Origin of the sequence: Cysteiniphilum sp. 19S12-1, from assembly GCF_052030685.1 — a bacterium.
Taxonomy (GTDB): domain Bacteria; phylum Pseudomonadota; class Gammaproteobacteria; order Francisellales; family Francisellaceae; genus Caedibacter.
On the sequence record NZ_JBQAJM010000073.1, the window covers coordinates 1 to 1,719 of the forward strand.

The 1,719-nt window shown below is 39.0% G+C and carries 1 protein-coding gene; it reads left to right on the top strand.

Annotation, left to right across the window (positions count from 1 at the left end):
• Nucleotides 1-187: 187 nt before the first annotated feature.
• On the top strand, nucleotides 188-1,719 hold a 1,532-nt coding region (locus tag ACTS4L_RS11240; protein WP_440652064.1), incomplete at its 3' end, for an IS1634 family transposase.

Here is a 1,719-nt window from a genome sequence, read left to right on the forward strand (position 1 = left end):
GTAAATTTTTGATTATTAAGTATTCAAATCAAACTTTTTTTGCAATTTAACGCCCCTCAAACCCTCATTCCTACGTTCATTTTATGCCAAAACCACTTTTGTAGTGCCATAATATTTGTATTTGCTATTGCTTATGCCTACAAACTCTGGTAGAGTCAATTCAACACAAAATAGCACTGCATGATTTATGTACATACGCAAAACAAAAACACGCACTATCGCTGATGTCACCTATTACAGTTATCGTCTAGTTGAAACAATGCGCATGGCAAATGGCAAGGTACGCCAAATCACACTCTTAAATCTAGGCAGCAGCTATACCACTATTGATGAATCAGAATGGGCATTATTGACTGATCGCATCAAAGACTTATTGCATGGCGCTGAGCACGCTCTATTGAATGTTGATGATCATATCGAAGCAGAAGCACGTCGTCTAAGCGCTCTTGTCATTAAAAAACATGGTGAAGCACTATTTAATACCTCACCTGTAGAATCACACTATGAGCAAGTGGATATTTCTTCTGTTGAATCCTCTGACATTAAAAACATTGGTGCCGAAAGCCTTGTCCACAAGGCAGCACAAGATCTGAATTTGCCACAGATTCTAAGCGCATGTGGTTTATCCAATAGCGAATGCCAAGATGCACTGGCAACGATTCTAGCACGCACATTATACCCTGCGAGCGAGGTGAGGACTTGTGAAGTTTTAAAAACTAAAAGTGCACTAGATGAGGTGCTACAAACCGATTTCAGCACATTACATAAGAATCGTCTGTATCGTATCTCAGATGTGCTGTTAAAGTCTAAAGATGCCATTGAAGAAGCCTTATACCAAAGAGAGAAGACATGGTTTGAGTTTGAGGAAATTGTGACGCTTTATGATTTAACCAACACCTATTTTGAAGGTCAATCATTGGATAATGAGCTAGGTGCTTTAGGACGTTCAAAAGAAAAGCGCAGTGATTGTATGCTGGTGACTTTAGCATTAGTGTTGGATGGTTCTGGATTTATCAAAAAGAGTCAGTTGTTTAAGGGGAATGTTTCTGAACCTAAAACATTAGAGGAAATGGTTAAACCTTGTAGTAAGGACGCTATTGTGGTGATGGATGCAGGTATTGCTACAGAGGATAATATCCAATGGTTGACAGAGCATGGTTACAAGTATTTGGTGATATCACGTAAACGTAATTTGACCTTACCAGAGGATGTTTCAGGCGTTGTTGTCAAAGAAGATCCGGATAATCAGGTCACCACCTATTTAGTTAAGCCATTAGAAGGCAGCGAAGTGGAATTGTATTGCCATTCGCAGGGGATGGAGAGCAAAGGCAGTGCGATGTATGATAAATTTAAACAACGCTTTATTGAAGAATTAGAAAAGGTAAAAGCGGGGTTAAGTAAAAAAGGCTGCACAAAGAAATATGATAAAGTCTGCGAGAAACTGGGTAGGTTAAAAGAAAAATACAGCAAAGTAGCAAGTCATTTTGAGCTCGAGCTCACAGCAGATACGAACAAAGAAAATGCCTTATCATTGACGTGGCATGACAAAGAAACTAAAGCGAATAAAAACAAAGGAATTTACTGCATTCGTACCAACCAAACGCATTTAAATAATCAACAAATATGGCAAACTTATCGCACGCTCAATGACATTGAAGCCGCCTTTAGAATATTAAAAAGTGACTTAGGGATGCGTCCGGTTTATCATCAAACCACAGC